The sequence below is a fragment of the Nocardia sp. NPDC057663 genome (assembly GCF_042799895.1).
In the GTDB taxonomy this organism is placed as follows: domain Bacteria; phylum Actinomycetota; class Actinomycetes; order Mycobacteriales; family Mycobacteriaceae; genus Nocardia.
The window spans coordinates 190,183-215,755 of the sequence record NZ_JBHVHX010000006.1; the positions used below are offsets into that span (position 1 = coordinate 190,183).

General features: G+C 66.8%; 26 protein-coding genes. 13 read left to right on the plus strand and 13 right to left on the minus strand.

All coding sequences use genetic code 11. From position 1 onward, the window contains the following. Positions 1-349: 349 nt before the first annotated feature. From gltB to ACFVAV_RS16465, 6 genes are all read left to right on the plus strand, one after another. Complete coding sequence (gene gltB / locus ACFVAV_RS16440) at positions 350-5,002, plus strand: glutamate synthase large subunit (RefSeq protein ID WP_379035696.1); 4,653 nt, start codon at positions 350-352, stop codon at positions 5,000-5,002. Continuing rightward, positions 4,995-6,464, plus strand: a complete 1,470-nt coding sequence (locus ACFVAV_RS16445) for a glutamate synthase subunit beta (protein ID WP_379035698.1) — start codon at positions 4,995-4,997, stop codon at positions 6,462-6,464. The genes gltB and ACFVAV_RS16445 overlap by 8 nt, the downstream gene beginning before the upstream one ends. 139 nt (positions 6,465-6,603) lie before the next feature. Beyond that, a complete protein-coding gene (locus tag ACFVAV_RS16450) occupies positions 6,604-6,900 on the plus strand; it encodes a WXG100 family type VII secretion target (RefSeq protein ID WP_379035700.1) in 297 nt (98 codons plus the stop codon). 9 nt (positions 6,901-6,909) lie between these two features. Continuing rightward, on the plus strand, positions 6,910-7,203 hold the full coding sequence (locus ACFVAV_RS16455; protein WP_379035703.1) for a WXG100 family type VII secretion target: 294 nt from the start codon (positions 6,910-6,912) through the stop codon (positions 7,201-7,203). A 38-nt stretch (positions 7,204-7,241) separates the two neighbouring features. After that, positions 7,242-8,549 (plus strand): hypothetical protein, encoded by a 1,308-nt coding sequence (locus ACFVAV_RS16460; protein WP_379035705.1) that lies wholly within the window; start codon positions 7,242-7,244, stop codon positions 8,547-8,549. Between the two features lie 36 nt (positions 8,550-8,585). Then, complete coding sequence (locus ACFVAV_RS16465; RefSeq protein WP_379035707.1) at positions 8,586-9,107, plus strand: hypothetical protein; 522 nt, start codon at positions 8,586-8,588, stop codon at positions 9,105-9,107. Between the two features lie 272 nt (positions 9,108-9,379). On the opposite strand, the gene ACFVAV_RS16470 is transcribed toward ACFVAV_RS16465, so the two are convergent. The 3 genes from ACFVAV_RS16470 to ACFVAV_RS16480 are packed head-to-tail and all read right to left on the minus strand — an operon-like array spanning position 9,380 to position 11,003. After that, positions 9,380-9,832 (minus strand): hypothetical protein, encoded by a 453-nt coding sequence (locus tag ACFVAV_RS16470; protein WP_379035709.1) that lies wholly within the window; start codon positions 9,830-9,832, stop codon positions 9,380-9,382. Next, the gene (locus ACFVAV_RS16475; protein ID WP_379035711.1) at positions 9,829-10,668 is read right to left on the minus strand and encodes an ImmA/IrrE family metallo-endopeptidase; all 840 of its coding nucleotides are present in this window, start codon (positions 10,666-10,668) and stop codon (positions 9,829-9,831) included. Before ACFVAV_RS16475 ends, ACFVAV_RS16470 begins: the two co-directional genes overlap by 4 nt. After that, positions 10,665-11,003 carry a helix-turn-helix domain-containing protein gene (locus tag ACFVAV_RS16480; protein ID WP_379035713.1) on the minus strand — a complete coding sequence of 113 codons (339 nt, stop codon included), beginning with the start codon at positions 11,001-11,003 and terminating at the stop codon, positions 10,665-10,667. The genes ACFVAV_RS16475 and ACFVAV_RS16480 overlap by 4 nt, the downstream gene beginning before the upstream one ends. A gap of 374 nt (positions 11,004-11,377) precedes the next feature. On the opposite strand from ACFVAV_RS16480, the gene ACFVAV_RS16485 reads away from it, so the two are divergent. The 6 genes from ACFVAV_RS16485 to ACFVAV_RS16510 all read left to right on the plus strand — a co-directional run bounded on the left by ACFVAV_RS16485 (position 11,378) and on the right by ACFVAV_RS16510 (position 15,775). Further along, positions 11,378-11,983: a tetratricopeptide repeat protein gene (locus ACFVAV_RS16485; protein ID WP_379035715.1), complete on the plus strand. Its 606-nt coding sequence runs from the start codon at positions 11,378-11,380 to the stop codon at positions 11,981-11,983. A gap of 363 nt (positions 11,984-12,346) precedes the next feature. Continuing rightward, complete coding sequence (locus ACFVAV_RS16490) at positions 12,347-12,667, plus strand: hypothetical protein (protein WP_379035717.1); 321 nt, start codon at positions 12,347-12,349, stop codon at positions 12,665-12,667. Beyond that, positions 12,664-13,671 carry a hypothetical protein gene (locus tag ACFVAV_RS16495; RefSeq protein WP_379035719.1) on the plus strand — a complete coding sequence of 336 codons (1,008 nt, stop codon included), beginning with the start codon at positions 12,664-12,666 and terminating at the stop codon, positions 13,669-13,671. Before ACFVAV_RS16490 ends, ACFVAV_RS16495 begins: the two co-directional genes overlap by 4 nt. Then, on the plus strand, positions 13,668-14,126 hold the full coding sequence (locus ACFVAV_RS16500) for a roadblock/LC7 domain-containing protein (protein WP_379035721.1): 459 nt from the start codon (positions 13,668-13,670) through the stop codon (positions 14,124-14,126). Before ACFVAV_RS16495 ends, ACFVAV_RS16500 begins: the two co-directional genes overlap by 4 nt. A gap of 10 nt (positions 14,127-14,136) precedes the next feature. After that, positions 14,137-14,508 (plus strand): hypothetical protein, encoded by a 372-nt coding sequence (locus tag ACFVAV_RS16505; RefSeq protein ID WP_379035723.1) that lies wholly within the window; start codon positions 14,137-14,139, stop codon positions 14,506-14,508. Between the two features lie 367 nt (positions 14,509-14,875). Continuing rightward, entirely contained in the window at positions 14,876-15,775 is a 900-nt protein-coding gene (locus tag ACFVAV_RS16510; RefSeq protein ID WP_379035725.1) for a cutinase family protein, read from the plus strand. A gap of 52 nt (positions 15,776-15,827) precedes the next feature. On the opposite strand, the gene ACFVAV_RS16515 is transcribed toward ACFVAV_RS16510, so the two are convergent. The 3 genes from ACFVAV_RS16515 to lysX form a co-directional block, all read right to left on the minus strand. Then, positions 15,828-16,448 (minus strand): histidine phosphatase family protein, encoded by a 621-nt coding sequence (locus tag ACFVAV_RS16515; protein WP_379035727.1) that lies wholly within the window; start codon positions 16,446-16,448, stop codon positions 15,828-15,830. 88 nt (positions 16,449-16,536) lie between these two features. Then, positions 16,537-16,848, minus strand: coding sequence for a hypothetical protein (locus ACFVAV_RS16520; RefSeq protein ID WP_379035729.1), 312 nt, complete (start codon positions 16,846-16,848; stop codon positions 16,537-16,539). Between the two features lie 166 nt (positions 16,849-17,014). After that, positions 17,015-20,332: a bifunctional lysylphosphatidylglycerol synthetase/lysine--tRNA ligase LysX gene (lysX, locus tag ACFVAV_RS16525; RefSeq protein WP_379035731.1), complete on the minus strand. Its 3,318-nt coding sequence runs from the start codon at positions 20,330-20,332 to the stop codon at positions 17,015-17,017. A gap of 120 nt (positions 20,333-20,452) precedes the next feature. Between lysX and ACFVAV_RS16530 the strand changes: the two genes are divergently transcribed. Next, entirely contained in the window at positions 20,453-20,674 is a 222-nt protein-coding gene (locus ACFVAV_RS16530) for an RNA-binding S4 domain-containing protein (RefSeq protein WP_379035733.1), read from the plus strand. Between the two features lie 24 nt (positions 20,675-20,698). On the opposite strand, the gene rraA is transcribed toward ACFVAV_RS16530, so the two are convergent. From rraA to ACFVAV_RS16565, 7 genes are read right to left on the minus strand one after another with little or no spacing between them, the layout of a single operon-like run. Beyond that, positions 20,699-21,187, minus strand: a complete 489-nt coding sequence (gene rraA, locus ACFVAV_RS16535; protein ID WP_379035735.1) for a ribonuclease E activity regulator RraA — start codon at positions 21,185-21,187, stop codon at positions 20,699-20,701. Between the two features lie 13 nt (positions 21,188-21,200). Next, positions 21,201-21,656: an SRPBCC family protein gene (locus ACFVAV_RS16540; RefSeq protein ID WP_379035737.1), complete on the minus strand. Its 456-nt coding sequence runs from the start codon at positions 21,654-21,656 to the stop codon at positions 21,201-21,203. 56 nt (positions 21,657-21,712) lie between these two features. Beyond that, a complete protein-coding gene (locus ACFVAV_RS16545; RefSeq protein ID WP_379035739.1) occupies positions 21,713-22,657 on the minus strand; it encodes a copper resistance D family protein in 945 nt (314 codons plus the stop codon). 6 nt (positions 22,658-22,663) lie between these two features. Next, positions 22,664-23,305 (minus strand): copper resistance protein CopC, encoded by a 642-nt coding sequence (locus tag ACFVAV_RS16550; protein ID WP_379035741.1) that lies wholly within the window; start codon positions 23,303-23,305, stop codon positions 22,664-22,666. Between the two features lie 32 nt (positions 23,306-23,337). After that, entirely contained in the window at positions 23,338-23,988 is a 651-nt protein-coding gene (locus ACFVAV_RS16555; RefSeq protein ID WP_379035743.1) for a YcnI family protein, read from the minus strand. 41 nt (positions 23,989-24,029) lie between these two features. Beyond that, the gene (locus ACFVAV_RS16560) at positions 24,030-24,734 is read right to left on the minus strand and encodes a hypothetical protein (RefSeq protein ID WP_379035745.1); all 705 of its coding nucleotides are present in this window, start codon (positions 24,732-24,734) and stop codon (positions 24,030-24,032) included. An 8-nt stretch (positions 24,735-24,742) separates the two neighbouring features. After that, positions 24,743-25,417, minus strand: coding sequence for a DUF6474 family protein (locus ACFVAV_RS16565; RefSeq protein WP_379035747.1), 675 nt, complete (start codon positions 25,415-25,417; stop codon positions 24,743-24,745). Positions 25,418-25,573 lie beyond the last annotated feature (156 nt).

Genomic DNA, 25,573 nt, shown 5'->3' on the forward strand with positions numbered 1-25,573 from the left:
GACCTTAGTTGGTTGGGTCTGCGGTCTGACTTATCGTTTGCTCTTACGCCGAACGCACCCAGTTCGGCACAACCACCTGTTTCGAGGGCCGGTGAAACCGGACCAAGACTAGCGGGTGAAACCCCGCGCGGAGGTAAGGGATGCGTAAGCGTTCCGTTACCTCTGAGCACCCACTACGTCAACGAAGCGGGTGGACAACTGGAGACGTGACTGCACGCCGCAAACCATCACCGTCGCTGGTTTCGGATCGTACGGACGCAGTCTTGACGGAGGCGAAACGACGAAGGGCCCAACTCAGTTCGCTGAGCGGCCGATCTCATCGACAGCCGACTTTCTTGAAGGCAGAGGCATGACGCAACTTCCTGGCCACAGGTCACCCGGTGCCACCGGGCTCTACGATCCGGCATTCGAGCACGACGCCTGCGGCGTCGCATTCGTGGCCGACATGCACGGACGACGCAGTCGAGACATCGTCGACAAGGCCATCACGGCCCTCCTGAACCTGGAGCACCGCGGTGCCGCGGGCGCCGAGCCGAACTCCGGCGACGGTGCCGGCATCCTGATCCAGCTTCCGGACAAGTTCTTCCGCGCTGTCGTGGACTTCGAGTTGCCGCCGGTCGGCTCCTACGCCACCGGTATCGCCTTCCTGCCGCAGGCCCGTCGTGAAGCCGCGCGTGCCGCCTACGGCGTCGACAAGATCGTCACCGAAGAGGGCCTGGCCGTGCTCGGCTGGCGCGAGGTGCCGATCGAGGAGTCGTCGCTGGGCGCACTGGCCCGCGATGCCATGCCGACCTTCCGGCAGATCTTCATCGGCTCGCCCAAGAACTCCGCCGAGCAGCTGTCCGGCATGGAGCTGGAGCGTCGCGCCTACGTCATCCGCAAGCGCATCGAGCACGAGCTAGGCAAGGCAGGCTCCGGCGAGGGCACCGTCGGCAAGGAATCGGTGTACTTCCCGAGCCTGTCCGGCGAGACCTTCATCTACAAGGGCATGTTCACCACGCCGCAGCTGCGCGCGTTCTACCTGGACCTGCAGGACGAGCGCGTCGAGTCCGCCATCGGCATCGTGCACTCGCGCTTCTCCACCAACACCTTCCCCTCGTGGCCGCTGGCGCACCCGTTCCGCCGGGTCGCCCACAACGGTGAGATCAACACCGTCACCGGTAACGAGAACTGGATGCGCGCGCGTGAGGCGCTGCTGCGTTCGGACGTGTTCGGCAAGGACGAGGCGGGCAAGAACCGCCTGCAGAAGATCTTCCCCGTCTGTACGCCGGGTGCGAGTGACACCGCGCGCTTCGACGAGGTGCTGGAGCTCCTGCACCTCGGCGGCCGCGACTTGCACCACGCGATCCTGATGATGATTCCCGAGGCCTGGGAACGCAACGAGAACATGGACCCGCAGCTGCGGGCGTTCTACGAGTACCACTCGATGCTGATGGAGCCGTGGGACGGCCCCGCCGCCGTCTGCTTCTCCGACGGCAAGAAGATCGGCGCCGTGCTCGACCGCAACGGCCTGCGCCCCGGTCGCATCTGGGTGACCGAGGACGGCCTGGTCGTGCTGGCCTCCGAGGTCGGCGTGCTCGACATCGACCCGTCCACCGTGGTCCAGAAGATCCGCCTGCAGCCGGGCAAGATGTTCCTGGTCGACACCGAGGCCGGTCGCATCGTCACCGATGCCGAGATCAAGTCCGAGCTGGCCGCGGCGCAGCCGTACCAGGAGTGGCTGGACGCCGGCGTGAGCCGCCTGGCCGACCTGCCCGACCGCCCGCACGTGCACATGTCGCACGACCGCGTGCTGATCCGTCAGCAGATCTTCGGATACACCACCGAGGACCTGAACCTGCTGATCACGCCGATGGCCAAGACCGGCGGCGAGGCACTGGGCTCGATGGGTACCGACACCCCGATCGCGGTGCTGTCGAACCGGTCGCGCCTGCTGTTCGACTACTTCTCCCAGCTGTTCGCGCAGGTCACCAACCCGCCGCTGGACGCCATCCGCGAGAAGGTCGTCACCAGCCTCAAGCGCAACATCGGCCCCGAGGCCGACCTGCTGCACCCGGGCCCCGAGTCGTGCAAGCAGATCGCGCTCGAGCAGCCGATCCTCGACAACGACGAGCTGTCCAAGCTCGTCCACATCAACGACGACGGCAGCCACCCCGAGCTGCGCTCGGTGGTCGTGCGTGGTCTGTACCCGGTCGCCGAGGGCGGCGAGGGCATCCGCAAGGCGCTCGAGGCCATCAACACCCAGGTGTCGGCGGCCATCGACGGCGGCGCGCGGATCATCGTGCTGTCCGACCGCGAGTCCAACGAGAAGCTGGCGCCGATCCCGTCGCTGCTGCTCACCTCCTCGGTGCACCACCACCTGGTGCGCGAGCGCACCCGCACCATGGTCGGCCTGGTCGTCGAGGCCGGTGACGCCCGCGAGGTGCACCACATGGCGATGCTGGTCGGCTTCGGCGCCGCCGCGATCAACCCGTACATGGCCTTCGAGTCGATCGAGGACATGCTCGAGCGCGGTTCGCTGCAGATCCCCGGTTCCACCGGTGACCTGGCCGCCGATTTCCGCAAGGCCGTCGCGAACTACTGCACCGCGGCGAGCAACGGCGTGCTCAAGGTGATGTCGAAGATGGGCATCTCCACCCTCGCCTCCTACAACGGCGCCCAGCTGTTCCAGGTCATCGGCCTGGCGCAGGACCTGGTCGACGAGTACTTCACCGGTCTGCGTTCGCACCTGGACGGCATCGGTCTCGACGAGATCGCCGACGAGGTCGCCACCCGCCACCGTGTCGCGTTCCTGGAGAACCGCAACGAGCGCGCGCACCGCGAGCTCGAGGTCGGCGGCGAGTACCAGTGGCGTCGTGAGGGCGAGTACCACCTGTTCAACCCGGACACGGTGTTCAAGCTGCAGCACGCGACCCGCTCGGGTCAGTACTCGATCTTCAAGGAGTACACCAAGCTGGTCGACGATCAGTCCGAGCGGCTGGCCGCGCTGCGTGGCCTGTTCAAGTTCAAGACCGGTCAGCGCGCGCCGATCTCCATCGACGAGGTCGAGCCCGCGAGCGACATCGTCAAGCGCTTCTCCACCGGCGCGATGAGCTACGGCTCCATCTCGGCCGAGGCGCACGAGACCCTCGCGATCGCGATGAACCGCCTCGGCGCCCGCTCGAACTCGGGTGAGGGCGGCGAGAGCCCGGCCCGCTTCGAGGTCGAGGAGAACGGCGACTGGCGTCGTTCGGCGATCAAGCAGGTCGCCTCGGGCCGCTTCGGCGTCACCGCGCACTACCTGACCAACGCCACCGACATCCAGATCAAGATGGCCCAGGGCGCCAAGCCGGGCGAGGGCGGCCAGCTGCCCGCGCACAAGGTGTACCCGTGGGTCGCCGAGGTGCGGCACTCCACGCCGGGCGTCGGCCTGATCTCCCCGCCGCCGCACCACGACATCTACTCGATCGAGGACCTGGCGCAGCTGATCCACGATCTGAAGAACGCGAACCCGCAGGCGCGGATTCACGTGAAACTTGTCGCGGAGCCGGGTGTCGGCACCGTCGCCACCGGTGTGTCCAAGGCGCACGCCGACGTCGTGCTCATCTCGGGCCACGACGGCGGCACCGGCGCCTCGCCGCTGACCTCGCTCAAGCACGCGGGTGGTCCCTGGGAGCTCGGCCTGGCCGAGACCCAGCAGACCCTGCTGCTCAACGGCCTGCGCGATCGCATCGTCGTCCAGGTCGACGGTCAGATGAAGACCGGCCGCGACGTGATGATCGCCGCCCTGCTCGGCGCCGAGGAGTTCGGTTTCGCGACCGCTCCGCTGGTCGTCTCGGGCTGCATCATGATGCGCGTGTGCCACCTCGACACCTGCCCGGTGGGTATCGCCACCCAGAACCCGGTGCTGCGTGAGCGTTTCACCGGCAAGCCGGAGTTCGTCGAGAACTTCATGCTGTTCGTCGCCGAGGAGGTGCGTGAGCTGCTCGCCGAGCTGGGCTTCCGCACGCTCGACGAGGCCGTCGGCCGGGTCGACCTGCTCGACACCGCCGCCGCCAAGGCGCACTTCAAGGCCGCCAAGCTGGACCTGTCGCCGATTCTGGACATGCCGGAGACGGCGTTCATGAACCAGAACACCCGCTGCACCGGCACCCAGGACCACGGTCTGGACAAGGCGCTGGACAACGAGCTGATCGCGCAGAGCGCCGACGCGCTCGAGCGTGGCCAGGCGGTCAAGATCGAAACCAAGATCACCAACGTGAACCGCACGGTCGGCACCATGCTCGGCCACGAGGTGACCAAGCTCTACGGTGGCGCGGGCCTGCCCGACAACACCATCGACATCACCTTCAACGGTTCGGCGGGCAACAGCTTCGGCGCGTTCGTCCCGGCTGGCATCACGCTGCGCGTGCAGGGTGACGCCAACGACTATGTCGGCAAGGGTCTCTCGGGTGGTCACATCGTGGTCCGCCCCGCGCTCAACGCGCCGGAGAGCTTCGTCGCCGAGGACAACATCATCGCGGGCAACGTGATCATGTTCGGCGCGACCAGTGGCCGGATCCTGATCAACGGTGTCGCCGGTGAGCGGTTCGCCGTGCGTAACTCCGGTGCGACCGCGGTCGTCGAGGGTGTGGGCGACCACGCGCTCGAGTACATGACCGGTGGCCGGGTGGTCATCCTCGGTGGCACCGGCCGCAACCTCGGCGCCGGTATGTCCGGTGGTGTCGCCTTCGTCTACGACCCGGAGGGCACGCTCCCCGCGCGCGTCAACCCGGATCAGGCCGAGGCGATCGAGCAGCTCTCCGGTGACGACTTCACCTGGCTGCGCGACATCATCGCCGTGCACCGCGACGAAACGGGTTCGGCTGTCGCCGAGCGCATCCTGAGCGATTGGTCCCAGCAGGTGAACCACTTCGTGAAGGTCATGCCCCGCGAATACAAGAAGGTTTTGCTCGCCATCTCCGAAGCTGAGAAGAGCGGCAAGGACGTGGACGAAGCGATCATGGAGGCAGCTCGTGGCTGACCCACAAGGTTTTTTGAAGCACACCTCACGGGAACTCCCGACCCGTCGCCCGGTCGAGCTGCGACTGCTCGACTGGAAAGAGGTCTACGAGGACAAGTTCTCGCACGACACCCTGCAGAAGCAGGCCAGCCGCTGCATGGACTGCGGTATCCCCTTCTGTCACAACGGCTGTCCGCTGGGGAACCTGATCCCCGAGTGGAACGACCTGGTGTACAAGGGTGCGTGGCGCGAGGGCATCGACCGCCTGCACGCCACCAACAACTTCCCGGAGTTCACCGGCCGCCTGTGCCCGGCTCCGTGTGAGGCGTCCTGCGTGCTCGGCATCAACCAGCAGCCGGTCACCATCAAGCAGGTCGAGGTCGAGCTCATCGAGAACGCCTTCGACGAGGGCTGGGTCACCCCGGTGTACCCGACCCGCCTGACCGGCAAGAAGATCGCCGTCGTCGGCTCGGGGCCGGCCGGTCTGGCCGCCGCCCAGCAGCTCACTCGCGCCGGTCACACCGTGACCGTGTTCGAGCGTGACGACCGCATCGGCGGCCTGATGCGCTACGGCATCCCGGAATTCAAGATGGAGAAGTCCATCATCGACCGCCGCCTGGCGCAGATGGAGGCCGAAGGCACCATCTTCAAGGCGGGCGTCAACGTCGGTGTCGACATCACCGCCGAGCAGCTGCGTGAGCGTTTCGACGCGATCGTGCTGGCCGGTGGCGCCACCATCGCCCGTGACCTGCCGATCCCGGGCCGCGAGCTCGACGGCATCCACCAGGCGATGGAGTTCCTGCCGCTGGCCAACCGCGTCCAGCTCGGCGACGACATCACCGACGAGAACGGCCTGCCGCCCATCCACGCGAAGGGCAAGAAGGTCGTCATCATCGGTGGTGGCGACACCGGCGCCGACTGCCTGGGCACCTCGCACCGCCACGGTGCCGAGTCGGTGCACCAGTTCGAGATCATGCCCCGTCCGCCGGAGGAGCGCGCAGGCTCCACCCCGTGGCCGACCTACCCCCTCATGTACCGGGTCTCCTCGGCGCACGAGGAGGGCGGCGAGCGCGTGTTCTCCGTGAACACCGAGCGTTTCGTCGGTAAGGACGGCAAGGTCACCGGTCTCGATGCCCACGAGGTCAAGATGGCCAACGGCCGTTTCGAGAAGGTCGAAGGCACCGACTTCACCCTCGAAGCCGACCTGGTCCTGCTGGCCATGGGCTTCGTCGGCCCGCAGAAGCCCGGCCTGCTGACCGACCTCGGCGTCGGTTACGACGGCCGCGGCAACGTCCAGCGCGACAAGAACTGGGCCACCAACATCCCCGGCGTCTTCGTCGCCGGCGACATGGGCCGTGGCCAGTCGCTGATCGTGTGGGCCATCGCCGAAGGCCGCGCCGCGGCCTCGGCGGTCGACAAGTTCCTGGAAGGCGAGACCGCGCTGCCCGCGCCGATCCCGCCGACCGCTGTCGCCCAGCGCTGACACGCGAAACACGAAGCGCCCGTGGACTTCCGAGTCCGCGGGCGCTTTTGTGATTGCGATAGCCTGTTGACGAAGTGCAAACAGGATGGGGGTTGATCAGGTGACAACAGACGGAGCTTCTCAGTCCGGGGTGTTGGGCGTGGGTCTGGATTCGGTGCAGGAGTTCGGAAGGCTCGTTTACCGAACTGCAGAGGAGTTGCGTTCTGGGGCGACCACTGTAGACCATGATGTCGCCGGCTTGATGAACTCATGGCGAGGAGCGGCAGCTGACGCGTACAACGACGAATGGGATCAGCTGGGCCGCGGTGCATCCCAGGTATGGGACGCAATGTTTACGCTCGCCGAAAAATTAGGAATTACCGCAGAGAATTTTAGGGAAGCTGACGTATCCACCGCAGGATCGTTCGGCGCAGGGCCCCAGCTCGCGATGGATTGAGAGGTATCTGTGACTAGCGACGGATTCGACGTCGATCTCGAACACCTCGATGAGGTCACTATTCGAATAAGAGGCTACAAGGACTTTCTCGCTGACCATATTGTGGCCCTGGAATCCGCGGCTAAAGAACTGTCGAGCAAATGGGACGGAGCAGCTGCGGATGCATATTCTGAAGCTCATCTCCAGTTCGTTTCTGGAATGAATGAAGTGCATGTCAATCTGGGGGATCTGGAGGCGTTGGCAGTTGCGGCGCACGCAAACTATTCTGAGGCTGCGACGGCAAATGTGAAGATGTTGGAGTGAAGCCCGTAACTAGTTTATAGAACGGGGTGGAGGGTCTGTTGAAGGTAGATTGGAATACCTACTATTCGATTGGTAGATTGTGTTTTCAGCTCGCGGACGCCGTTCAGGATGCTTTTATCGGCGAGACTGAAGCGCTTGCAGCGTGTAAGTCGATGGCAGGGGTTGATGAGGCGGGCGTCGAGTGGGGTAAAAAATATGACGCACGGGTAGTTGAACTGCTCAGAATGACCGCGGAATTGGGCGAAGGATTGCAGAATTTGGGTGGAGTAATCACCCAAGCTGGATACAACTATCAACTGGCTGACTACTACAGCACCCGAAATCCGAGCGGGGCAATACCGGAGATTCCGAGTACGCCGGGGCCCGAATGTAGATACTACGGTGACGTGCCATCCGCTGGCGGACCCAGTGAAGGCATTCGAGATACCGTGGACACGGCAATCACACTCGCTGATAAAATGCTGATCCCGATTCCCGACGGAGATACCGGCAAGCTACAGACAGCCTCTGACATCTGGCACCGTCTTGAGACCGGCCACACTGCTGACATTGCATGGGTAATGAACGGTGCGGCTGAACGGATGGACGTTATTGATGCGCCTGATGCAGATGCGATACGCGATCGGCTACGGGCTATGCAAGGGGCGGTCGATGATGTCCTGGGAACTTGCGGTGAGCTGGCTACGATGTGCAGTGACCAGAAGTCTGAGCTGGAGACACTCCGGCGCGAAACGCTAACCCTGTTACTGAACGAACTTGCCGCCGCCCTCCTTACTCAGGTGGTCATCACTGCGGCTACGGCTTGGTTGACATGTGGCTTGAGTGCTGTGGCGACTAGCGTTGCTAGCGGGACAATCATCGGCAGATTCGCGGGCCTGATTGCCGATGCGGTAGGTGCATGGCATCGGGCGAAAAGTGTCCGTGAGGGCCAGCGTGCTGCACGAGATCTGCAGAAGTCCCGCAATTCCATCGATGAGGCCAGAAATTTGAGCCGGAATAGGCCCGTACGGTCCGAGTCTGCGCCGAAGGCCCCAGCTGGCACGTCGGCGGCAGACAAAGGAAATAAGATCGGTGACGAGATCAAGGACCTGCCAAAAGGGTCTGGCAAGCCGGATATCATGGCAACGAAGCTCACTGAGCAGAACCTCTCGCACGACGAGGCTGTGGAGGCCACAATCGCTGCGTCGCAACGTGCATTCGGTGAGATTGGAGGTACCGCACCAGCAGTTGGCGGCGGAACTGTGATCCTGCCATATTATGCTACGCAGAATGTGGTAATGATAGTCCGGGCGGATGGATCTGTGATCGCTGCGCGTGGCTCCGTAATCGATTTCATCGCACGTTAATCGCGAGGCGTCGTCAGGCGAAAGAAGGATCATATGGTGGATGAGGCTGCTTGTTTGAAATTCGATGTCTTTCTGCTGATGGGCATGGTCTGCAAGGAAGAATTGAAACGCAATGCCATCGTCAGAGCCGGGCTGACTATGGATGAAGCTATGGAAATTCGTGAGAGTATTCGGCCCAAGGTGCAGTTCGGTCCAGACCAGTTCGCCAACCTTGCGGAAATTCTGATGGTTGATGTGCCGGCGGATGAGCATCCAGTACTCTCGTATAGGTCCGTCCTGTGGCCCGGATTGGACTTTGTCGTTATGGGGCAGGAAGGTTGCTGGAAAAGCGCGCGTTTTCAGCGCGCAGAGGGCGAGAAGCATCCTATTCTTGTCAATCCGATGTCGGTCCCGGTGTGGGGATGTACGCTCGACGAAGTTGCGGGTTCTTTCAGCGCAGTCGAGGTCGGCGACTCGATGCCGCCATACGAGGAACTGCTGTTTACTGCGGCCGACGGTAAGCGTTATGGTGCGGGGTTCAGTTGGGGCCTTTTGCAAGATATCGAGAGGCTCGCCTGATGGTGCCAGTCCGCAGAAGCCCGGCCTGCTGACCGACCTCGGGGTCGGTTACGACGGCCGCGGCCGAGACCGCGCTCGCCGATCCCGCCGACCGCTGTCGTCCAGCGCTGACAGGCGGAACACGAAGCGCCCGCGGACTTCCGAGCCCGCGGGCGCTTGTTCCGGTGTGCTGATCGATCACCACCTCGGCATGACGCGCGTCAGTGCGGTCGCGCTACCGGTTCCATAACCTGGCCGACAAGAGCGTCGTATCCCGGATCGGCGGCAACCCGTCATCGCAGGCGTACAGCTTCTCGTAAAAAGCGGTCAAGGCGTTTCGCCTCAGTGGTGGCCATCGTGGCGCCGTTGCGCTCATCGATCACCACGGTTACCGCCAGAGCATGATGCTCAGCGATAGCGACGGCGTGCGCAATGACCATGAGTTCGCCGAGGTCCTGGGCGCGGGCCTTGCGATCAGTCAAGCCAGTAGCCGACAGGCGGCGGCAGACAGCATCTAGCTCGGGAGTTACGTCATCGCACAGGATCTCGATCCAGGTGGGCGTTAGCTTCGACCATGTCAGCGGTACGCGCTGGAACCGAGGATCGTTCTTGGGCTTCCGTAATACCTCCGCCTGGACTGTCTCTGGTGTACTCAGCGGTCCGAGGACTTTGAACAGAAGTCGTTGCTGGTTCGTGGCCACGAAATTCAGCGCAGGCCCAGCATCGATGACGGGCCTGGATGTCATCCGCCGGTTCCCTCCTCATGCAAATCGTCATCCAGCTCGTCCAGTCCGGTCAGGTCGACTTCGACATGGGGCAGCTCCGAGCCGTTGGCCCACACCGGTACCACCTCCACGGGGGTTACTCCGGCGTCGGCGAGTTCCTCCTGCAGCGCCACAACGTCGAGACCCCGCAGAGTCGCGAGCATCTCGATCGGCACCACGCCTTGAAGCCATCCTGAAATCGCTCGGGTCAGCAACCGTTGCGGTGCTCGCCGGCGATCCGACTCTCGCTGCATCGCGTGATATCGATCCGACCAGCCATACCTGGCAGCCAATTGGGGCGCGGTCTGCTCCATAAAGCTTGTCTTCGTGGTCGGGTCGATGCGACCGGCCTGTTCCAGCGCGATCGCCGCGATCTGGGGCGAGACTTGAAACCATTGGACAACGTTCGACAGAGCCGCCAGATCAACTTCCGGACGTGTGCCGAGGAACTCGCGAAGACCCTCCTGGGGGACAAGTAGATGTCGTGCGAAGACGTTTGCCCTACTCTCCGCCGGGCTCGCAGAGTCGACAATCGGTGCGGTAGCCCAATCACCGAACACAACATGTCCGAGCTCATGGGCGAGGGTGCTGCGTTGGCGCATCGGGTTTCGGCTGCGCGCCACTGCGATAAATATGTGACTGTTCTCGCTGCGGCGCATGGTCATCCCGTGCTGATCGACCTCAGCATCGAGAACCGCTACGTCGGCGCCGACGGTCTGCTCGATCAGGGTGACAAGGTCGCCGACCGGTTGCGAGCCTAGCGAGTAGTCTGCTCGGAACTTCTCGGCGGCGACCCGGCCGTCGGATTCGGCTGTCATCCGATGGCCGCGATCCCCTGATCGTCGAGATACACATCGATCTCGACGAAGTGCAACATCTGGTCGTACATCGAATCCATCGCGGCACCGTTGGCAGAGCGTGCCGCGCACTGGACCTCGTCGGCAACCGGGGAGAACCCGGTCAGTTCCTGGAGCAAGCTGCCGGTAGCGTGCGCGATCGCCACGAGCTCGTTCATCTTCGCGACCCGACTGCCCGCGATGGTCCGCGACAGCGTCGGCTGGGTGATTCCAGCCTTCTCGGCCAGCTGGTTCTGACTCAGGCCAGCCGCAACACGCGCGCGTTCGATGCGCTCACCGATAGAAGCAGTAGCCACGGCCCTCACCTCCTGAATAGATTTTCCATAGGTTATTCAGTGTAGCTGTCCTGGCTGTCACCGACAACCGATCCATGCCTCTGAACAGGGATTTTCTCTTATTCGGTGCCTCTCGCCCGAAGTCATGGATGCGTGGCGCCCAGCGCTGACACGCGAAACACGTGGCGCGCAGGGGCATCCGAGTCCGCGGGCTCTATCGCGCTTGGCGCGGTTTGTCACCGGGCGCGTAGGGGACTGAACATGTTACGCGCCCAAAATCTTCGGTGGCGAAGCAAACGACGTAGCTGATCTCCGGTGCAGCACATAGACTTTCCGTTATCGATGTGTAACCGGTGATGATCCGAGGGGGAGCTGTGCCGTTACCGCCGGGAACGATGGCGAGCCTGCATCGCGCCGCGGAGCGCGGTGACGGTACCGCCATGCACAATCTCGCCAACATCTACTACGACCACAGCGATTTCGATGCCGCCGAGCACTGGTTCCGGCGGGCGGCCGCCGCCGGACACACCCGCGCGATGAACAACCTCGCCGTCCTGCTGGACAAGCTCGGCGAGGTCGACGAGGCCGAATCCTGGTACCGCCGTGCGGCTGCCGGTGGCAACGCCAACGCCATGTACAACCTGGCGACCCTGCTCTACCAGTGCGGCGACCGTCGCGACGCCGAAACCTGGTACCACCACGCGGCTTTCGCGGGCAACGTCGACGCGATGTACAATCTCGCCCGCCTCTTCGAAGACCAGAACCGCCTCGACGACGCCGAAGCCTGGTACCGCGACGCCGCCGACAGCGGCGACATCGACGCCATCAACAACCTCGGCATGCTCCTGCGCCGCCGTGGCGCCCTCACCGAAGCCCGCCGCTGCTTCCGCCGAGCCGCCGACCACGGCCACCCGCGCGCCATGGCCAACCTCGCCGCCCTCCTCGAATCCCAAGGCGCCCACCGGGAAGCCGAATCCTGGTACCGCCGCGCGGCGGGCTGAGCGACACGCCGGGCGGGTGTTCGAGCGGACCGAGTTCAGGTTCGCGGATTGTTCACGTCCAGTTCGTTATGTTCGCGAGATGGTCGCCGGGTGCTAAAAGGCGGTTGAGCACGGGGTTTCTCGGGTCGGCAGCGAATCCGGCTCAAGTTACCCAAAAGTATTGATACCGAGCGGTTTTCCAGCAACCCTCAGCAAACATTATGGGGCGCAGCAATTTTCCGGCGTTCGAGATGCGGGGATTTGCGGGTGGGTATAAGGTCTCGTTTCGATAACCCTCTCGATGACAGGCCGGGGCGTGTGAATTCTCTCGACGGCTGCCTGAAACGCATCATGGATATTCCCGGTGCGTGCAGCGTGACACTGGTGGATGGGGCCAGCGGGTTGGCGATTGCCGCCGCTGGAGTGCACGACATCGTGGACGAACACGAGGATGCCGCGGGGACAACGGATGTGGTGCGGGCGGCGCTGAGCTGTTCGGCGCTGGCTACCGGGCGCCCCGACGACGACATCACCGAGATCGTCGTCTGCCGCACCGGCGGATTCCACCTGTTGCACCTGGTCGACGGTGATTTCGACGGCAGGCTGTTCGTGCACGTCGTCTTCGACGGTGACACCGGCAATCTCGGGATGGCGCGGTATCAGCTCCGGGCCGCGCTCGCGGAACTGACGGGTGGGCAGCGATGAGTCTCGCCCTCGCCGAGGAACTGCACAGGCTAGAGGAACAGGGATCGACCGGGGTACTGCGGGCCGGGGACGGGGAATTCCATCTGGCGCGCGGCGCCATCGCCTCGGCGGGCTGCCGCCGCACCATCGGTCTGGACCGGCTCGTCGTCGAGGCGGGCGTGGCGACGGCCGAGGACTGGCGCCGGGCCGGCGCGGGCGATCCGGGCCGGTTACTGCACAAGCCGCGACTGGAAACCCTTGCGCTGCTGTCGGTTTTCGACGCCGCGTACTTCCTGCTCGCCTCGGCGGCCGAGCCGGAATTCCGGCCGGCGCCGGAACACTGGCTGGCCCCGGTCTGCCGCGTCGCACCCCGCGCCCTGGTCCACGAATGCGCCCGCCGCAGCGACCCGGAATGGGGACCGTGGCCCGCCGATCTGGTGGCAGCGGTGCCGGTGGTGCCTGCGCGCCGGGTCCGCCGCAATCGCGTGGTGCTCACCGGCGGCCAAGCCGAGGTCCTCGCGGCCGCCGACGAACGCCGCAGCATCGCCGAGATCGCCCGCGACCTGGGCCGCACCACCTACGGCTGCCTCGTCGCGGTCCGCGACCTGACCACGGCGGGCCTGATCCAGCAACCCGACCTCGCCGCAGCGGGTCTGCTCCAGACCCCCGACGGCACCGCGGTCGAAGCGCCGCAGGCGCCGCCGGCAGGCCGTCACCTCGCCCTGGCACCGGAGCCCGCCGACGACACCGCGCGGCACCGGCGTCCGGCACCGACAACAGGCGTGCCCGCGTTACCGAGGCGGATCCCGTCCGTCCTCGCCGCGGGGACCGTTCGTTCCCCGCACCCGCTGCAAGCGGGAACGAACGAAAGATCCGGTCGGCACGCGGTCGACGAGGAAGCGACCGCACCCGCCCGGCGACGCGGAACCCAGGCAGGCACAGCACCCTACGAGCCCGAGCGCTGGCAGCAGGTGGACCGCGAACTACTCATCCGGCTCAGAGCGGCGTTGGAGGAGCTTGCGTGACCGTGCGGAAGAAGCTGCTCGGTGAATGGAGGGGAAGGTTGACGAAGGTGGCGATGCCCGTGCCCGAACGCAACACGGTCGTGCTGGCCGAACTCAAGTCGTTGCGGGAGCGGGTACCCCGCCTCACCGGCTCGGTTGTCGCGTCCAGCGACGGGCTGCTCATCGAACACGACCTACCCCCGAATATCGAACCCGCGGGCATGGCCGCGATGGCGGCCGCGCAGTTGTCGCTGTCGTATCGGCTGGCGACCACCGCCCATGGCGGCGGGTTCAACGAGGTCGTCGTGCTCGGCACCGAGGGGCAGGTGGTGATCTACGCCGCCGGCTACACCTCGCTGACCGTGCTCGCGGGCCCGGAAGTGAACGTCGGCCGGCTCCATCTGGAGTCGCGGCCGGTGGCTCGCGCCATCGCCGAACATCTGGCGGCGGCGCACCCCCATCAAGAATCCGAATGAAAGGCACGAGATGTCGAACATGGACCTGGCTTTGAAAGACATGATGGTGATCGACGGCGCGATAGGCGCCGCGGTCGTCGACTACAGCAGCGGCATGGCGCTCGGGATGCTGAGCAGCAGCAAGGCCTTGGACCTGCAGATCGCGGCGGCAGGCAACACCGAGGTGGTCCGCGCGAAGATGCGCACCATCGAGCAGCTCGGTATCAACGAGGACATCGAGGACGTCCTCATCACCCTGGGCAGTCAGTATCACGTCATCCGGCCGATGACCGGGCGCAAGTCCAAGGGTCTGTTCCTCTACCTCGCGCTCGACCGGGGCCGGGCCAATCTCGCCCTGGCCCGCCACCGGCTCAAGGGCATCGAAGAAGACCTGGAGGTGTGAGTTCACCCAGCCGTGGATATGTCGGCGACTCGTGTGGCCGCCGACATCCCACCGCGCAAATACACTCGGCCACAACGATGTTGCCCACGATTCTCGCCTTTTGCGCGTTTTCGGTTGCCTGTGTGGACGAGACTGCCGCGCGGGATTGATCTATGCCGCGTCATGAGATCGTCGCCGGACTGTCGGAAATCAGACACGCTCGACGGGTCGTGTGGCATCAGCGCGGCCGTACGCCTATTGTGATCCGCGGCGGGTCTGGGTGAGCAGCTTCAGGTCGTCACCACGACGGTCATCTGCCGAGTTCTCCCAACTTGACAGCAACTTATCGGGGTTTGCTCTGCATCGAGCAAGGTTGGACTGGAGCGGTATGCAGTTGAAGAAAGTTGTCGCGGCGCTGGGTGCTGCTGCGGCGATGACCACTGGCATCATGGCCGGCAGCACGAGCGCCGCGGCGGCGCCCGGCTGCCCGAGTTTGTACGTCGTGGCGATCCCGGGCACCTGGGAAACCGGCCACGACAAGGCCCCTGGGCCCGGCATGCTCGCCGGTGTCACCAGAGGCCTACCCCGTAACACCGACGTCGACTACGTCACCTACGCCGCCACCGCGTTCCCGTGGGAAGGCGATGTCTACGGCCAGTCCAAGAAGCAGGCCGTCGACGCGGCGCGTGGACTGATCACCGACAAGCTCGCCGCGTGCGGCGGCACCGATATCGCGCTGGTCGGCTACAGCCAGGGCGCCGACGCGGCGGGCGACCTCGCCGCCGAGATCGGCACCGGCGTCAGCAAGATCGCGCCCGGCAAGGTCAAGGCCGTCGGCCTGATCTCCGATCCGCGCCGCTCGCCCGCCGACGTGCAGGTCGGCCCGATCGCCCAGGGCGCGGGTGCCGGCGGCGCCAGGCCCGGTGGTTTCGGCTGGATCAGTGACCGGGTGCGGACCATCTGCGCGGTCGACGACCTGTACTGCGCCACCGCCACCGACGACTTCGTCACCCGCTTCGCCGGCTTCCTCGCGCAGAGCTCGGATGCCAACCCGGCCAACCTGTGGCGCTACCAGATCGAAGCGGGCGCCATCATGAACGACCTGATGGCGCACGGCGGCGTCCCGACGTTGCAGGCGCAGCTCTCGGACACGGCCAACCAGCAGCGAGCCAAGGACCTCGAGCGCTTCTACCGCTCGCAGGCGCACACGCTGTACGGCAGCTACTCCGTGGGCGGCGGCCAGACCGCCATCTCCTGGATGCACAACTGGATCGCTCAGCAGGCCTGAGTCAGCGCGTAGCGGGGCCCGGTGTCGTCGACCGACACCGGGCCCCGCCGCGTCACGGGGTGGTGCGGGCGAGGTTGCGGGGGAGCAGGTCCCAGATGTGGCCGTTTTCGTTGATCGTGGCCGCGGTGCGGGCGCCGGTGCGCGAGTACAGGATGCGCGTCACCGAGCAGTAGTCGATGGGGAAGGTGAGCGGGCGGGGCAGGCCGAGGATGTCGGCCAGCAGAACGTTGACGACGCCGCCGTGGGCGAAGGCGACGACGGTGTCGGTCGGCGCCGCCGCGGCGACCAGGGCATCGATCGCGGTCAGGACGCGGGCGGTGAAGGCGGGACCGTCGATCTGCTCCGGGAGAAACCCGGCCTTGATCCGGTTGTAGGCGTCGGCGAAGTCGGTCTTGGCGTCTTCGATGGGGATGTAGGCGGGCAGGTCCCGGTCGTACTCGGCCAGATCGTCGATCACCTCGACGGGCAGATCGCGCGCCGCCGCGGTGGGAGCCGCGGTGTCGCGGGCGCGCCGCTGCGGGCTGCTGACGATCCGGGCGATCTCGTGGGCGGCCAGGGCCGGGGGGACGCGCTCGGCCTGCTGCAGGCCGATGCCGGTGAGACCGGGGTCGGCGGCGACGGTGGCACCGACGACGCGTTCTGGCTGGGCATGACGCACGAGAATGAGCTGCACGCTCACACACTCTGCCGTATCGGCCCGGAGGACTCGCGGGATACCTCGTCATCGAGGCGAGGACATCGCCGCGAGTCCCTCCATCAGGTCAGGGCTGGCCGTAGGGCGGCTGACCATACGGCGGCTGACCACCCTGGGGACCACCGTACGGCGGCTGGGCGGGCGGCTGACCGCCGTCCTTCTTCTTGTTCTTGAGCAGGAAGATGCCACCGACGATGAGCACCACGATGATCAGGCAGCAGATGCCGCCGATGATCAGGCCGGTGTTGCTCTTCTTCTTCTTTTTCGCCGCGAGGTCCAGAGCGGTGTTGACCGCGTCCGAACTCGCCAAGGTGTCGAAGCTGCTCGTGAGCATGTGCGGATCGACCAGAGCGGCCGTGGTCAGCAGGTCCAGATACATGTAATCCCATCCCGATGTGTTGTTGGCCCGACATCCTCCCGGTGCCGGAACTCCGAGACTAACGCTGTCGGTGTGACTTTCGGTAAGAAAGCCTCGTCTAGACGCGGAGCAGTGGTTGATCGCGGCGGAGCCGGATTTCGTTTACACCACGGTCCGTGTACCCCGTTCAGCGTGGTTTCACCAGGGGGAACGGCAGCGTCTCGCGGATGCTGCGTCCGGTGATCAACATGACCACCCGGTCGACGCCCATGCCGAGACCACCGGTGGGCGGCATGGCGTGCTCGAGCGCCTGCAGGAAGTCCTCGTCGAGTTCCATCGCCTCCGGGTCGCCGCCCGCGGCGAGCATCGACTGCTCGGTGAGCCTGCGCCGCTGTTCGACCGGGTCGGTGAGTTCGCTGTAGGCGGTGCCGAGTTCGACGCCCCAGGCCACCAGATCCCAGCGCTCGGTGACGCCGTCGATGCTGCGGTGCGAGCGGGTCAGCGGCGAGACCGAGGTGGGGAAGTCGAGGTAGAACGTCGGGTCGGTGGTCTGCGACTCCACCAGGTGCTCGTACATCTCCAGCACCACCTGGCCCTCGTCCCAGCCGTGCTGGTAGTTGATGCCCGCCTCGTCGCACAGCTCGCGCAGACGCGACAGCTCGGTGCGCGCGGTGATCTCGGTGCCGATCACCTCCGAGACCGCGCCGTGCACCGTCTTGACCCGCCACTCGCCGGAGATGTCGACGGCGTCGAAACCGCCCTCGTCGTTCGGGCGCAGCGCCACCTCGGCGCCGTTGGCCGCCAGCGCCGCGTCCTGGATCAGCCGACGGCACAGGTGCATCATCCGCAGGTAATCGCTGTGCGCCTCATAGGCTTCCAGGATCGTGAACTCGGGATTGTGGCTGAAGTCGACGCCCTCGTTGCGGAAGGTCCGGCCGAGCTCGAACACCTTCTCCATACCGCCGACGCAGAGCCGTTTGAGATACAGCTCGGGGGCGATGCGCAGGTACAGGTCCAGGTCGTAGGCGTTGATGTGGGTGCGGAACGGCAACGCGTTGGCGCCGCCGTGCACCTGCTGCAGGATCGGCGTCTCGACCTCGAGGAAGCCCCAGGTGAACAGCGAGTCGCGCAGCGAATGCAGCACCGCGCTGCGCTTGCCCATCACCTCGCGGGTCTCCGGATTGATCGCCATGTCGACGTAGCGCTGCCTGACCTTGGCCTCGGAATCGGCCAGGCCGCGCCACTTGTCGGGCAGCGGATGCAGGCACTTGCCGTTCATCCGCCAGTCCTGGGCGAGCAGGGACAGCTCACCGCTGCGGCTGTTCCCGAGCTGGCCGCTCACCTCGATGAGATCGCCCAGGTCGAAGAATTCGGTGAATTCGGCGCTGCGGTCGGCGCCGACCCGTTCGCGGTCGATGACGAGCTGGATCTCGCCGGTCCAGTCCCGCACCACGGCGAAGATCACGCCGCCGTAGTCGCGAATGCGCAAGAGCCTGCCCGCGATCCGGACCGTCGTGCCCTTGGGGCAGTCCCGGGCCGCGGCGATGGTATGCGTCGGCGGGTAGGCGACCGGGTAGGAGTCGACGCCCGCGGCGGTGAGCCGGTCCAGTTTGTCCATGCGCACCCGGACCTGCTCGGGCCTGCGCGGGCCCTGCTCGGCCTCTTCGCCCTCCGGTGCCTCGGGTGGGCTGCCGTCGGCGTGCAGACCGGTGATGCCCGCGGGTACGGCCGGGTGGGTGCCGGTGTGTACGGCCGCGTCGGGTTCCTTGCCGAGGCGGGGCAGGAAGCCCTCGGCCAGCCCGCTGGCCGTCGCCACCCGCGGCAGCTGCCTGCGCTCCTCGAACAGGAAGAACCGCGGCACCCAGCGCGGGTGGTACTTCACGTTCGACCGGTACAGCGCCTCGAGCTGCCACCAGCGCGAGAAGAACAGCAGCACACCGCGCCACGCCCGCAGGATCGGGCCCGCGCCGATCCGGCCGCCCTCCTCGAACACCGAACGGAACACCGCGAAATTCAGCGAGATCTTGGTGATGCTGTACTGGTCGGAGTTCAGCGCGAGCTGCGAGATCATCAGCTCCATCACGCCGTTGGGGCTCTGCGGGTCGCGGCGCATCAGTTCCAGCGAGACGCCGCTGCGGCCCCACGGGACGAGCGAGAGCATGGCGTACACCCGGTCGTCGTGGTCGACGGCCTCCACCAGCAGGCACTCGCCGTCGAGCGGGTCACCGAGGCGACCGAGTGCCATCGAGAAGCCGCGTTCGGTCTCGGTGTCGCGCCAGGCGTCGGCGCGGGCGACGACGCCGGCGAACTCGGCGGCGGGAATGTCGTGGTGCCTGCGGATACGCACGCCGAGACCGTTTTTGCGCAGCCGGTTCGCGGCCTGGCGCACCTGTTTCATCTCCGGCCCGGCCAGCGAGAACGTGCGGGTGTCGAGGACCGCCTCGTCTCCGAGGCGCAGCGCCGAGAGCCCGGCAGCGCGGTACGCGGTCGCGCCGAGCTCGCTCGCGCCCATCACCGCGGGCGCCCAGCCGAACCGGTCGGCCTGCTCGAGCCACGCCTTGATCGCCTGCGGCCACGCCTGTTTCGGCCCGATCGGATCGCCGCTGGCCAGGCAGACGCCCAGCTCGACGCGATAGGTGATGGCCGCCTTGCCGTTCGGCGCGAACACAACGGCCTTGTCCCGGCGGGTGGCGAAGTAGCCGAGCGAGTCCTCGACATCGCTCGCGGCGAGCAGCCCGCGGATCGCCGACTCGTCCAGGCCGGTCATCGCGTTGTCGGCGCGCTGCGAACGCAGCAGCACCGCCACCGCGGCCAGCAGCGCGATCGCGCCGAACAGGCCGAGCAGGAAGTTCACCCACGAAGGCGGGTGCCCGTCGAAGTGCTCGTTGTCGACCAGCACCGCCGCGGTGACCCGGTAGACCGCCCACAGCGGCCGCTGCGCACCGGCGGGCAGCGAGCCGGGCGCGAGCTCGACCAGCCCCCAGCCGAGCAGGCAGCCCAGTGCCAGGCCCCCGACCAGGACGCCGAGCGCCTTCCACAGCGCACCCGGCCTCACCCGCGTGTAGAACTCCAACCGCGCCGCGACCAGGATCCCGAGCACGACGACGTGCACCACGAAGGCGACCAGCGCGTCGATGTCGTCCGCGGAGACGAAATCCAGGATGTTGGTCACCGCGAAGAGCAGCAGGTACACGATGAGCAGCCACCACGCGACACGTTTGCGCGCGGCGAGCGCCCCGGCCAGCAGGCCGACGACCAGTGCCCACACGAGGCTGGTGTCCGGTGCGTCGAAGTAGTAGGTGTCGACGTAGTGCCGCGGCGCCTGCGTCAGATGGCGCAGGGCAGGCGAGAGACTCCACAGGAAGCACAGGACCGCGAAGACACCGAGGACCAGCCCGGTGATGTGCGGTACCTCGGCCAATCTGCCCCGCCCGCGATGCGGGACGGCGGCGCGGTCCGGCGGGGCCTCGACGGTGGGATGCTGCTCGGCCTGCGTGAGGGTCACCGATCCAGTGTGCGTCCATTCGGGCCGGATCGGTGCCGCCGTCGCTGCGGCGTGTTCGTCACCGTGGCCGTGGCGGGGCCGGTTGCGACGCGATTTCCCTGGGCGGGTAATAATTTTCCCATGTCGGAACCAGTCGATGTGCCGATCGATGACGATGTCATCAAGCTCGGGCAATTCTTGAAACTGGCCAACCTGATCGATTCGGGTTCCGAGGCCAAGATGGTGATCGCCCAGGGCCTGGTCCGGGTCAACGACGAGGTGGAGCTGCGCCGCGGCAGGCAGCTACAGATCGGTGATGTCGTCGTGCTGGCCGGGCACAAGGTGCGGGTGTCCGGGAACTAGCCCCGAACACCCGCGAGGCGTGCCTCAGTCCTCGGCGCGGACCACGACGCCGTCGTGGTCGCTGTAGAGCATCTCGCCGGGCACGAAGGTGACGCCGCCGAACTCGATGGTGACGTCCTTCTCGCCGCTGCCGGTCTGGGTGCTCTTGCGCGGGTTGGTGCCCAGCGCCTTCACGCCGATGTCGAGGGTGCGCAGGATCGCGGAGTCGCGCACCGCGCCGTTGACGATCACGCCTGCCCAGCCGTTGTCGACGCCACGGCCTGCGATGATGTCGCCCACCAGGGCGGTGTGCACGCTCGCGCCGCCGTCGACGACGAGGACCTTGCCCTCGCCCGGCTCGCTCAGGGTCTGCTTGACCAGCAGGTTGTCCTGGAAGCAACGGATCGTGGTGATCCGTCCGGCGAACGCGGCCCGGCCACCGAACTGGATGAACTGGGTGTCGCAGCTGCGGATCTCGGGGCCGATCTCATCGGCCAGATCGGCGGTGGCCACAACATTCGCTGATTCGGTCATGGCCTGCATTCTGTCAGGCGCCCTCGAGGTGCGCTTTGGCGATCTCGCGGACCAGGTTGTCGGTGGTGTGCTTCACCGCGATCTTGACGAACGGCTCGATCGTCTTACCCAGCATCTTGCCCGCGATGCCACCGGGCACGAAGAACTCGATGGTCGCGTCGACGGTGCACAGCTCCTCGCCCTTGGGATAGAAGTGGAACGTCGAGATGATCTCGAATCCCTTGATCGACTTGATGCCGATCACGCGCCCCTTCTCCCATTTCACGACCTCGACCCTGGACTTGAGCGCCGCGGGGCCGAGCTTCATGTGGCCGTCGAAGGTCGCGCCGAGCCCGTCGGTCTGGTCGGTGACCGGGACGAAGGATTCGATGCCGTACAGGAAATGCGGCAGATTGCGGTAGTCGTTGACGTACTCGAACGCCGTATCGGCGGATGCGGCACAGTCTTCGACAATCCTCACTTCGGTCATATCGGTCACTTTAATGGGGCGCGGCGACCGATCCGACTACGCGGTGACCGATCCGACTACGCGGTGACCGCCAGCGTCGCCGCCAGGCCGAGCGCCACGCCCATCACCGTCACCTCGATCGCGGCGTTGCGCAGCGAGACATCGGCGGTGACCCGATGCTCGCCCGCCCGGCGCACCCAGGTGCCCCGCCACCACCAGCCGAGGCCGGCCAGCGCGCACAGGATGGTGAACTTCGCCAGCAGGATCCGGCCGTACCCGCTCGTCCACAGCGGTTCCAGCCCGCCGATGCGGACCAGCCCGTCGATCAGCCCGGTCGCCGCGATCACGAGCACCAGCGGCGCGGCCAGCGCCGAATAGCGCGGCAGCGTCGCCGCCCAGTCGCCCCTGGTGCGCAGCACCAGCGCCATCGCCAGCAGCAGCCCGAACCAGCCCGCGGCGGCCAGCGCGTGCGCCGCGGCCAGCACCGAACCAAGCGCCTGCTGGGACATGTGCCCGGTGATCGGGCGCAAGGCCAGCGCGACCGCGGCGAACACCAGCACCAGATCGGCCGACGCCGCGTCGGGCCTGCGGAAGGCCAGTGCCGCGTAGCAGGCGATCGCGCCGGTGCAGAACAGGATCGCGATGCCGATCTGGCCGCCGCTGAGCTTGCCGAGGAACGTGCCGAACTCGTCCGCGCCGAGCTCGGTCACCGGCACGCCGACGATCTCGGCCGCCTCACACACCAGCACGGTGAACTCGGCGGCGAACCAGCCGCCCGCCAGCGCGGCCAGCGGCCGCCAGGCGACATGCAGCCGCGCGTTGAGCCGGGGGAGCGCCGCCAGCCCGAGCACCGCCGCGCCCGCGCCGTCGGCGACGACGCGCGCGCACGCCGCACCGGGGAACCCACCCCCGCGGCGCAATGCCCACGCCAGCGCCACCCCGGCCAGGGCGGCCACCACGACCGGCACCAGGACCCGCCATTGCCGCAGCGTCGAACCGGGTGCCCGGCGACCGGTCGTCATGGATGGCTACTTCTTGCGTCCGGCGCGACCGCCGAGCAGCGCCACCGCGAGGCCAACGCCGAACAGCACGACGCCACCGGCGATGAACACCCAGACGGGCACCCCGCCGGAGTCGCCGCCGCCGTCGGCCTTGTCCTCGCCCGGGCGTGGGCCCGGCGTTCCGGTGCCCGCCTTGCTCAGCGTGAAATGCCGTGTCCCGCTGACGGGATGGCCGTCCGCGGAGGTGACCCGAAAGGCGATGGTGTACTCACCGACCGGACCGAGTTCGCCCAGTTCCACACTGACGGTCCGGCCTTCGACGAGCGCCTTGCCCTTCGACCACAGCCTGCCGTCCGGGCCGACCACGGTCAGCGACGGAAAGTTCTGCTGCAGTTCCTCGTTGAAGGTGACGCCGGCGCGCGCGGGCCCGACCTCGATGGTCGACCCGTCCTCGGGCACGCTACTCACGGCACCGGAGTGCGCGCTCGCGACACCCGACGCCGCGAACACGGCGAGCAGTCCGGCGATCAGGACGGCAAGCGCCCTGCGCGCGATGCGCCGACGCGAGGACCTGTTGATGTCAGCGACGAGTTGATCGCTGCGAGATTCGCCGCGCAGCGCATCCGACGGCTCGGCAGGCGCGAACTCGCCGGAGCGGTCGGAGATCATCGTGTTCGCGCACCGGCAGTGATCGACGCGCATCACGACCGCCGCGAACGGAAGACGAGGCCGAGGCCGAGGGCGGCGGCGAACAGGCCGAGCGCGAGCCCGATGCCGCCGAGCCAACGGGCCACCGAATCGGTCTCCGACTGAGCGGGTTCGCCCGAGGCGACCTGGTGATCGCCGCCCTCGGCGCCGCCCTTGGCGCTCAGGGTGAGCGAGGGGGCCGGGTGTTCGGGTTCGGCGCCGCCGGTGCTCGGCTGATCCCAGGCGACGACTTTGCCGTCGCTGTAGGTCTGCTGGGCGGGGAAGTTCACCGTGTCCTGGGCGGGCAGCGGGCCGAGCGAGAGCACGAAGCGCTGGAACTGGCCAGGGCCGACGCCCGCGTTGCCCGGGTCGGCGGTCCAGGCGACGGCGACCGTCTCGCCCTTGTCGTTGCGCTCGACCTTCGCGGTCCAGCCCGGCATCGGTTCGGTGCGCACGCTTTTCAGGTTCGGCACGGTGACGCGCAGCCCGGTGGTGGACGCGGTCTCGGATTCGGTCGGCACCTTGAACGTGGCGACGGTGTACTTGCCCTGTGCGGCGCCGGGGGCGTCGACGGTCACGTGCGCGGCCGCCGAACCGCAGGCGGCGAGCACCAGCCCGGCCGCGAGCGCGGCGGTGCCGGTACCGCGAGTGAGGAAGTTCTGCATGGAATTGCCTTCTGTCCGAAGAGTTCTGAGGTCGTCTGGAATCAGGCGAACAGCGGCGGTGCGCGCGGACCGCGCACCCCCTCCGGACGGCCGCCACGGGCGGTGGCGACGGTGGCAGGCCAGCGGACAGCGCGCTGCGGGATCGGGAGCGACGGCGCGGTGAGCACCGCTCGAACCACGCTCGACGCGACGAGATAGAGCCGCTCGGCGGTGAGAACCAGTGCGGCACAGACGAAGGCCGCGAGGAAGTGGGCGGTGATCATCGGGGCGTTGGGTAGATGCAGTAGATCGAAGGCGCGGCCGTGATGATCCAGCGTGCCGGTGAGGGCGAAATGCCCTGCCCACTGGCCGCCGATCAGCGCCGACGCGGCGCGCACCGCCGGGGTGGTCGCGAAGGTTCGTACGGCACGAGTAACCCGCCCACGCAGTGCGCCCGCCGGCACCACGACTTGGCGGACCGACGAACCCGGCCGCGCCGCTGTGTATTCGGAGACATCGCCTCGGGCGTACTGCGCGCCAGTTCCCACGTGGCGGCTGGCCCGGGAACCGGGCCGCGCCGCATCACGTTTGGTGCTATGGCCACTGGCGAAGACCCCCGCCGCCAGCGAAACCATCAGCAGCAGAGCGATTTCCGCGGAGCGCGGCACCCCGCCACCGCCGAGTCCGTGCGCGGCGACCGCCAGCGCACCGACGAGTACGCCGCAGCCACCACCGCGTAGGCGGGCGGTGAGCTGCGGCGTGGTCACGGCACGGTTCAGCGCACGCCCAGGCGGGCGAGCACGTCGTTCTCGAGCACGGAGAGCTCGGCCGAGATGGAGGCGTGCACGGCCTTGCGGCGCGCGGCGGGCATCTGTTCGGCGGTGTTCACCGCGACGGTCAGGTCGGCCAGTCGGGACCGGGCGGCCGCGACGAACTTCGTGGTGTCGGCGTCGCCCGGGGAATCGGCGGCGATCTTGTCCAGCGCGGTCTCGGTGTTGGTGATGCGGGCCTGCAGGCGTGCGCCGTGGCCGCTGAACTCGCCGAGCTGGTCGAGGCCGATGCCGAGCTGCTGCGCCTTGCGGGCGTCGAGCTGGCCGCGCACGTAGGTCGCGCCACGGTAGGCCAGCGGCGTGAGCACCGGGACCAGCACGCGGGCGACGCCGATGTACTTGCGGATCTGGCTCGCGCTGAACAGTTCGCGGTCGGCCTTCGCCGCCAGCTTCTCGGCGGCCTTCTCCTCGGCGTGCAGGGTCGCGATCTGCGCCTTGGCCACCTTGGCCTCGGTCCTGGCCTGTGCCTTGGCCGCGCGGCGGGTGGTGCGTTCGCCCGCCTTGGCGGCCTTGCGCTCGTTCTTGGCGCTGAGCTTCGCCTCCATCGCTGCTTTGTGCTTGAGCGCCTTCGCCTCAGCGCGTCGGCTCGGCCGCCGCTTGCGCTTGCTGAACAACCCCATGAGATCAGGCCCTCCGTCATGCTCGCCAAGTCATGAGGCAGTGCCGTGGTAGCGGCCTGCCGTACTTCGTAGCGTAGTGGGATGAGGGTAGCGATTGGGCATTGTGTCGGGGGGAGGGACCATACTGCTTGCGTGCGTGCAGCCGAGGACGACTTC

Coding starts and splice junctions, on each gene's coding strand:
- ACFVAV_RS16545 (WP_379035739.1), bottom strand. CDS start 22,657: ATGACGACCGGTCGCCGGGCACCCGGTTCGACGCTGCGGCAATGGCGG.
- gltB (WP_379035696.1), top strand. CDS start 350: ATGACGCAACTTCCTGGCCACAGGTCACCCGGTGCCACCGGGCTCTAC.
- ACFVAV_RS16520 (WP_379035729.1), bottom strand. CDS start 16,848: ATGTATCTGGACCTGCTGACCACGGCCGCTCTGGTCGATCCGCACATG.
- ACFVAV_RS16555 (WP_379035743.1), bottom strand. CDS start 23,988: ATGCAGAACTTCCTCACTCGCGGTACCGGCACCGCCGCGCTCGCGGCC.
- ACFVAV_RS16510 (WP_379035725.1), top strand. CDS start 14,876: ATGCAGTTGAAGAAAGTTGTCGCGGCGCTGGGTGCTGCTGCGGCGATG.
- ACFVAV_RS16565 (WP_379035747.1), bottom strand. CDS start 25,417: ATGGGGTTGTTCAGCAAGCGCAAGCGGCGGCCGAGCCGACGCGCTGAG.
- ACFVAV_RS16475 (WP_379035711.1), bottom strand. CDS start 10,668: ATGACAGCCGAATCCGACGGCCGGGTCGCCGCCGAGAAGTTCCGAGCA.
- ACFVAV_RS16485 (WP_379035715.1), top strand. CDS start 11,378: ATGGCGAGCCTGCATCGCGCCGCGGAGCGCGGTGACGGTACCGCCATG.
- ACFVAV_RS16495 (WP_379035719.1), top strand. CDS start 12,664: ATGAGTCTCGCCCTCGCCGAGGAACTGCACAGGCTAGAGGAACAGGGA.
- ACFVAV_RS16470 (WP_379035709.1), bottom strand. CDS start 9,832: ATGACATCCAGGCCCGTCATCGATGCTGGGCCTGCGCTGAATTTCGTG.
- ACFVAV_RS16550 (WP_379035741.1), bottom strand. CDS start 23,305: ATGATCTCCGACCGCTCCGGCGAGTTCGCGCCTGCCGAGCCGTCGGAT.
- ACFVAV_RS16540 (WP_379035737.1), bottom strand. CDS start 21,656: ATGACCGAAGTGAGGATTGTCGAAGACTGTGCCGCATCCGCCGATACG.
- ACFVAV_RS16530 (WP_379035733.1), top strand. CDS start 20,453: ATGTCGGAACCAGTCGATGTGCCGATCGATGACGATGTCATCAAGCTC.
- ACFVAV_RS16505 (WP_379035723.1), top strand. CDS start 14,137: ATGTCGAACATGGACCTGGCTTTGAAAGACATGATGGTGATCGACGGC.
- rraA (WP_379035735.1), bottom strand. CDS start 21,187: ATGACCGAATCAGCGAATGTTGTGGCCACCGCCGATCTGGCCGATGAG.